Origin of the sequence: Dietzia sp. SYD-A1 (assembly GCF_015356725.1) — a bacterium.
Lineage (GTDB): Bacteria > Actinomycetota > Actinomycetes > Mycobacteriales > Mycobacteriaceae > Dietzia.
The window spans coordinates 1-6,623 of record NZ_JADDKI010000673.1 but is presented as its reverse complement, the minus strand read 5'-3'; the positions used below and the strand labels follow the sequence as shown (position 1 = coordinate 6,623).

General features: G+C 71.0%; 7 protein-coding genes. All 7 read right to left on the bottom strand.

All coding sequences use genetic code 11. The annotated features are described in order from the left end of the window. Positions 1-58: 58 nt before the first annotated feature. Positions 59-1,105 (bottom strand): ferrochelatase, encoded by a 1,047-nt coding sequence (locus IY392_RS18535; protein WP_194862013.1) that lies wholly within the window; start codon positions 1,103-1,105, stop codon positions 59-61. Beyond that, positions 1,102-1,929 carry an NADH-dependent enoyl-ACP reductase InhA gene (inhA, locus tag IY392_RS18530; protein WP_194862012.1) on the bottom strand — a complete coding sequence of 276 codons (828 nt, stop codon included), beginning with the start codon at positions 1,927-1,929 and terminating at the stop codon, positions 1,102-1,104. The genes IY392_RS18535 and inhA overlap by 4 nt, the downstream gene beginning before the upstream one ends. 2 nt (positions 1,930-1,931) lie before the next feature. Beyond that, entirely contained in the window at positions 1,932-2,663 is a 732-nt protein-coding gene (fabG1, locus tag IY392_RS18525) for a 3-oxoacyl-ACP reductase FabG1 (protein ID WP_182612335.1), read from the bottom strand. Between the two features lie 54 nt (positions 2,664-2,717). Then, positions 2,718-3,698 carry a VWA domain-containing protein gene (locus tag IY392_RS18520; RefSeq protein WP_182612334.1) on the bottom strand — a complete coding sequence of 327 codons (981 nt, stop codon included), beginning with the start codon at positions 3,696-3,698 and terminating at the stop codon, positions 2,718-2,720. After that, positions 3,695-4,675, bottom strand: a complete 981-nt coding sequence (locus IY392_RS18515; protein WP_107756478.1) for a DUF58 domain-containing protein — start codon at positions 4,673-4,675, stop codon at positions 3,695-3,697. The genes IY392_RS18520 and IY392_RS18515 overlap by 4 nt, the downstream gene beginning before the upstream one ends. Next, positions 4,672-5,736 carry a MoxR family ATPase gene (locus IY392_RS18510; RefSeq protein ID WP_197431486.1) on the bottom strand — a complete coding sequence of 355 codons (1,065 nt, stop codon included), beginning with the start codon at positions 5,734-5,736 and terminating at the stop codon, positions 4,672-4,674. The genes IY392_RS18515 and IY392_RS18510 overlap by 4 nt, the downstream gene beginning before the upstream one ends. 195 nt (positions 5,737-5,931) lie before the next feature. After that, positions 5,932-6,623 (bottom strand): NlpC/P60 family protein (locus tag IY392_RS18505; RefSeq protein ID WP_228549626.1); only part of this gene is annotated, 692 nt, incomplete at its 5' end.

Genomic DNA, 6,623 nt, shown 5'->3' with positions numbered 1-6,623 from the left:
GGGCGCGGCATCGGGTGACGCGGCCCTGCGGGGGTCCTGACGCGGGCCTGCGACGGTCCTAGCGAGCGCAACACCCCACCGCGCACCGGGCACCGTCCCGGTTGCAGCCCAGCGCGGGAACGTCACCGAGCCTGTCCCCGGTCACTCCGGTCTCGACCTCATCGAGGAGTTCCAGAACCATCCGGGCGAACTCCGGGCTGGGCCCGGGCGTCGCGGTCCGGGTGACCGTCACGCCGAGCTCGCTCACCTCGTTCACCAACTCGGTGTCCAGGTCCCAGATCACCTCGACGTGATCGGAGATGAACCCCACGGGGACCACCACGACGTCACGGACGCTCTCCGCCTCCGCGATTTCCCTGACGTGATCCACCACGTCGGGCTCCAGCCACGGCACGCTCGGGGGGCCGGAACGGGACTGCCACACCAGATCGTGGTCCGCGACCCCTGCGGCCTCGGCCACCAACCGCGCCGCCTCGGCGACTTGACGGCTGTAGAGGTGGCCTCCGAGCGCGGGAGGGCCCGCCACGGCGTCCGCCGCCTCGGGAACGGAGTGTGCGGTGAAGATGACGCGTGCGCCCGGGGCCGCCGAGGCCATCGCCGCGCGAAGGTCGTGGGCGAACCGCTCGATGAACAGCGGATGGTCGTAGAACTGTCGCAGGCGCACCATGGTGGGTGCACCGGCGACCTGCTCGCGCGCGCGGGCGATGTCCTCCTGGTACTGCGCGCACCCGGAGTAACCGCCCCATGCGGAGGTGGCGAACACCGCGGCCGACCGCACGCCGTCCGCGGTCATCTGCCGTACGGTCTCCTCGATCATCGGCGTCCAGTTGCGGTTGCCGAAGTAGATCGGCAGATCCCTGCCGCGCCGCGCCAACTCGGCGCGGACGTTCGCGATGATCTCGCGGTTGAGGTCGTTGATGGGGCTGCGACCGCCCAGCTGTCGGTAGTGGGTGGCCACCTCCTCGAGTCGCGACGCCGGGATCCCGCGGCCGCGGGTGACGTTCTCGAGGAAGGGGATCACGTCCTCCTGCCCCTCGGGCCCACCGAAGGACAGCACGAGAAGGGCGTCCACGGGACCCGTGTGTTCGAGGGCACCATCGGTCATCTGGAGTTCTCCTGTCCGCTGAACGAGACGGTCCCGGCGCCACCGTCGGCGTAGATCACAGTTCCCGTGGTGGCGGGCATGAGGTCCGAGAGCAGCGCCACCGCGGTGGTCGCGACCGAGGTGGGGTCGTCCACGTCCCATCCGAGGGGCGCACGCTCGGCCCATTCCTCCTGCATCAGGTCCAGTTCTCCCCCCGGTCCGAGGGCGTCGCCGGCGATGGCCTTGGCCGCGAGGGTCTTGACGGGGCCGGCGGCGATGAGATTGGACCGCACCCCCTCGGGGCCCAGTTCGCGGGCCACGTAGCGGTTGACCGCTTCGAGGGCGTTCTTGGCCACGGACATCCAGTTGTAGAAGGGCATGGAGAACCTCGGGTCGAAGTCCAGGCCGATGATCGACGCGCCGGGCGCGAGCAGTGGGCGCACCGACCGGGCGAGGGCCGCGTACGAGTAGGCGGAGACCTCCACGGCCACCGAGACGTCCTTCCACGGGGCGTCGAGGAACGGCTCGCCGAGGCAGCTGGGGGGCGCGAAACCGATCGAGTGGACCACACCGTGGAGTGAATCGGCGTGCTCCCTGACCCTGCCCTCGAGGGCGGCGAGGTCCGCCTCGCTCCGCACGTCCAGTTCGATCACCGCGGGTCTGTGCGGCAGGCGCTTGGAGATGGCCTTGACCAGTGACGGACGACCGAACGCGGTGAGGATGACGGTGGCGCCGTGGAGTTGACAGTGCTTGGCGATGTGGAAAGCGATCGAGGCGTCGGTGATCACCCCGGTGACGAGGACGGTCTTGCCCGACAGGAGCCCGGTGCCGGTGTGCTCGTTCATGATCAGTGCCCCATTCCCATTCCGCCGTCAACGGGTATGACGGCACCCGAGATGTATCCGGCGTCGTCTCCGGCGAGGAAGCTGACGGCCCCCGCCACGTCGTCGGCGCTCCCCTTGCGGCCGAGCGGGATGGCCGCCACCGCGAGGGCCTGCGTCTTGTCGTCGAGGCCGGCGGTCATGTCGGTGTCGATGAAGCCGGGGGCCACGACGTTGGCCGTGATGTTGCGCGACCCGAGTTCTCGGGTCAGTGACCGGGCCATCCCGATGAGCCCGGCCTTGGACGACGCGTAGTTGACCTGACCCGCCGTCCCTGACTGGGCGACCACGGAACCGATGAAGATGAGCCGGCCGAACCTGGCGCGCAGCATCCCGCGGGACGCGCGTTTGGCCACCCTGAACGCGCCGGACAGGTTCGTCTCGACCACCCGGGTGAACTGCTCGTCCTTCATCCGCATCAGGAGGGTGTCGTCGGTGATCCCGGCGTTGGACACCACCACCTCGACAGGCCCCAGCTCGGCCTCGACCGCGGTGAACGCCGCCTCGACGGAGTCGGGATCGGTGACGTCGCACCTCACCGCGAACACCCCCTCCGGTGCGCCGGACCCCCGGTGGGTCACCGCGACGCGGTGGCCGTCGGCGGCGAGGCGTTCGGCGACGGCGCGTCCGATGCCGCGGTTGCCCCCGGTCACCAGGACCGTCCGGGGCGTGGGGGTGGGCGTGCTGTCGGGAACCATGGGCACCAACCTATCGAACAGGGGCGGGTGGCCCGATGGCGGTGCGCCGACCGGTCACGGGATCCGGCGGTGGGCCACCAGTGATCCGGCCGCGGCCAGCATCGCCAGCAGGGAGCCAATGACGAGCCACGGACGCGAGGCGTCCGCCTTCTTCCACTCGTACCCGATCTGTTCCTCGAGGGTGCGGTAGACGGAGTCGAGTTCCTCGAGGCTGGACGCGGTGAAGAAGTCACCACCGGAGATCTCGGCGATCGTGCGCAACGAGGCGTCGTCGACGGGGACCGGTTGCGGGCGGCCCTGGATGTCGACGGTCCCGTAGAGGGTGCCGAAGGAGATGGTCGAGACCGGGATGCCGGCTTCCTCGGCCCGGGCGGCGGCGGTGAATCCCCCCCGCTCCTCCGTGGGGTCCGCGGGAACGGTCTCCTTGCCGTCGGAGAGCAGGACGATTCGCGCGGGCGGGGCCTGATCCGGCCCACCGAGGCTCTCCGTGAACGTGGTGATCGCCTGGAGCGCGGTGTAGATGCCCTCGCCCGTGGCCGTCCGCTCGTCAAGCCTGAGCCGCTCGATCGCCCGGGTGACCGGCCCACGATCGGTGGTCGGTGCGACGAGCATGGAGGCGGTGCCGGCGTACGAGACCAACCCGAGGTTGACCCCCGGTGTGAGGTTGTTGGCGAAGGTGGTGGCGGCCTGCTGTGCGGCCTCCAGGCGGGACGGTGCGACGTCGGTGGACTCCATGGACAGGGACACGTCGACGACGAGCATCACCGTCGCACGATTCCGTGGCACCTTCTGTTCCTGCTGCGGACCCGCCAGGGCCACCACCAGCGCGAGTATCGACAGGATGAGCAGGACGGCGGGGACGTGCGTGAACCATCTCCGCCCGCCGCGGTCGACCGTGCGCAGGACACCGAAGTTGCCGAAGCGCACGGTGCGTCGCTTCTTGGAGCGCAGGGCGATCACGTAACCGATGGCCAGGGCCAGCGGCACCACGATCAGCGCGAGCCACAGCGGGTGTTGGAAATCCGACAGGCTCATCGGGGGGTCCCGTTCGTCGGCGGATACTCGTCGGGCAGGTCGCGGACGAGGTTCTCACCCGTGGGCAGGCCGCCCTGACGCCGGGTGCCGACGTAGTCGATCACGTCCCTGATCCAGTCCCGGTCCGTGCGCAGGGCCAGCACCGGGGCGCCGCAGCGGCGAAGGGCCGAGTGGACCTCCTGGCGATGGTCGTCCGCGGCGCGCCGGTAGTCGGCGGCCAGCGCGTCGTCGACGTCGAGCTCGAGCACCTCCCCGGTGGCCGGGTCCTGCAGCAACGCGGCCCCCACCGCGGGAAGCGCGATGTCGAGCGGGTCGGCGGTGTGGACCGCGAGGAACTCGTGCCGGGTCCCCAGGACGCGCAGGGACCGCTCCCAGTCGATCTCGGTGAGGAAGTCGGAGACCACCACCACGAGGCCGTGCCGGCGGGCCGCGTTCCGGACGGCGCGCAGGGCACCGTCGAGGGTGCCGCCCGGGGAGATCTCGGTCCCGGACCGGGAGATCTCCTCCAGGAGCCGCCTGACATGGTCCCGCCCGCTCCTGGCCTGCAGTACCCGGGGGCGACCGGCGCCGGTGAGGACCATCCCCACACGACTGCCACCCACCGCGGACAGGAACCCCACCGTGGCCGCCGCCGCCTCGACGAGCCGGCGCTTGGTGCCGTACCGCCCCTCCACGTCGAGACTGGGCGTCATGTCCACGACGATCCAGGTCTCCAGTTCCCGGTCGGCGATGGTCTGTCGGATGTGCGGCACGGTGGTCCGGGCCGTCACGGACCAGTCCATGGCGCGGACGTCGTCACCGGGTTCGTAGGCGCGTGCCTCCCCGGGTTCGGTACCGGGCCCGGGGAGCAGTCCCCGGTGGTCGCCGTTGAGCACGCCGTCCAGGCGGCGGGTCACGAGTAGTTCCAGCTGTGCCAGGGCGGCGCGGGACGCCGCCGCGACCGGGTCGTCGCGGGCTGCCTCGTCTGCCGGGGTCACCGTGCGGGCGGCGGCCCGGGCTGTGCGGGAACCGCGCTGATCTGTGGGAGCGGGACTGCTTCGAGGACGCGGCGCACCACGGTGTCCGCCGTGATCTCGTCCGCCAGTGCGTCATAGGTGAGAACCAACCGGTGGCGGAGCACCGCGGGCAGCACGTCGACGACGTCCTGGGGCACCACGTAGTCGCGACCCCGGACCAGGGCCAGCGCCCGGGCCGCGGTGACGGCCCCCAGGGTGGCGCGGGGGGACGCGCCGTACGCGAGCCATCTGGCGACGTCCTCGAGGCCGTGCCTCCCGGGTTCGCGGGTCGCGACGGTCACGCGGACCACGTAGTCGACCAGCGCGTGGTGGACGAAGACCTCACGCACCGCGTCCTGGAGCCGGAGCAGCGCGTCCACGCCGAGGACGCGTGAGGGCTCCGGCGGACGGGTCCCCATCCGGTAGACGATCTCCCGCTCCTCCTCGGGGCTGGGGTAGTCCACCACGAGCTTGAAGAGGAACCGGTCCCGCTGGGCCTCCGGGAGCTGGTACACGCCTTCGCTCTCGATGGGGTTCTGGGTCGCCATCACCAGGAACGGTGCCGGCATCGGGAAGGTCTGCCCGCCGATCGAGACGTGGCCCTCCGCCATCACCTCGAGCAGGGCCGACTGGACCTTTGCCGGGGCGCGGTTGATCTCGTCGGCCAGTACGAAGTTGGCCAGGATCGGACCGAGCTCGACCTCGAACTCCTCGCGGCCCTGGCGGTAGATCCGGGTTCCCACGATGTCCGCCGGGACGAGGTCCGGGGTGAACTGGAGGCGTCGGAAGCTGCCCCCCACCACGGAGGCGAAGGTCTCCACGGTGAGCGTCTTGGCGACCCCGGGCACGCCCTCGAGGAGGATGTGGCCGCGCGAGAGCAGTCCCACCAGGATCATCTCGATGAGCCTGTCCTGACCCACCACGACTTTCTTGACCTCGTACACCGCCTGCTCCAGGAGCCTGGCGTCCGAGGCCGCGGAGGACGCGCTCACCGCGGGGTCGGAACCCGGGTCGGCCGGATGGTCGGTTCGGGGATCGCTCACCGCGGGGGGCTCCTTCGCGAGATCTGGGGTCTGAGGCCCGTGGTCCGAGGCCCGGGGTCCGAGGTCTGTGGTCCGTGGCACCGGGGCCGTACCGTCAGGACGGACTGCGATCGACAGTACCGGTGCACGGCCGTTCCCGGACCGACCAGTGCCCGGCCGACGAGCGGCCGGGCACCGTGGGTCGGCGCGATGTCGTCAGGTCAGCCGGACGACCATGGGTGAGATCCCCGCCATCCGCACCGGTGAGATCTTGACGACGTCGCCGGACTGCGGGGCCTCGACCATCCGGCCGTCACCCAGGTACAGCGCCACGTGACCGGGCCAGAAGAGCATGTCGCCGCGCTGGCGGGTGGCCACCGGGTACTGGGGGCCCGCCGTGTACTGGTAGCCGGTGAAGTGTGGGAGGGCTTTGCCGATCCCGGCGAACGCGTAGATCATCAGGCCGGAGCAGTCGAAGCCGATCTTGTTGTAGTCACCGTGACTGTCCGCGACGCCACCGTCCCGGATGCCGCGCGTGGGCCCGTTGGCGTCTCCGCCTCCCCAGGCGTAGGGGACGCCGAGTTGGGACAGTGCCCGGTTGACGACCGTCTCCACCCTGGCCGAGCTCGACGGGGTGCCCGTGTTGCCGCCCCCCTGGCCGGGCGCGGGAGCAGGTGCCGCCGGGCCCTGTTGGATGGACCCGAAGTCGGCCCGTCCGATCGCGTCGGCCACCTGTTGGATGATCGCCTCGGTGTTCCCGTTGACACCCGCGTCGATCGCGGCTCCGACGCTGCCGGCGTCGATCGTCCCGCCGATCGCCCTCGCCGCCCCGTCGGAGGATCCCGCGGCGAACTGGCGCACCGCGCCGAGGTCGAGATGGCCGGGGAGCGCCGAGGCGATCATCCAAC